Annotated in this window: 1 protein-coding gene; it reads left to right on the top strand. The window is 41.6% G+C overall.

What is annotated here, in order from left to right; all coding sequences use genetic code 11:
- Positions 1-199: 199 nt before the first annotated feature.
- The coding region (locus A3757_RS20920) for a hypothetical protein (protein WP_197470182.1) at positions 200-413 on the top strand (214 nt) is incomplete at its 3' end.

A 413-nucleotide genomic window follows, 5' to 3' on the forward strand; every position in this document is an offset into this window, starting at 1 on the left:
CTTTTGCTGCTTTGGTTGTCTCATAAACTTAAAAGTGTGACAGGCTAAATTGGCTTTGCTAAGTTCGGCGTGACAAGGCTCAAGAGCAAAGCGACTAGCGCTTGCAAAGAGCTTGATGCTTGGTCAAACTAGCGCAAATTGAGTCATGGAATGACATCATGGAATAGGGATATGCTAAAAGAACGATATAAGAAAAGCTATGAATATTATTTTTGTTGGTCGAAACCACGGAAAGTCTAAAACTTATCAGTTAGGAAATAAGCAGCTCGTCATTGTTGGTGCGCTATTTGTTTTTCTCATGGCCGTACTAGTGTTTTCGGGCTACCGTCTACAGACCTGGGTGGCCGGAGAAGCCGAGTCGACTTTAGATAAAGAAATAATTGTTGGTTGGCAGCAAGATATCAACGCAAAAA

This window comes from Oleiphilus sp. HI0117 (genome assembly GCF_001635235.1).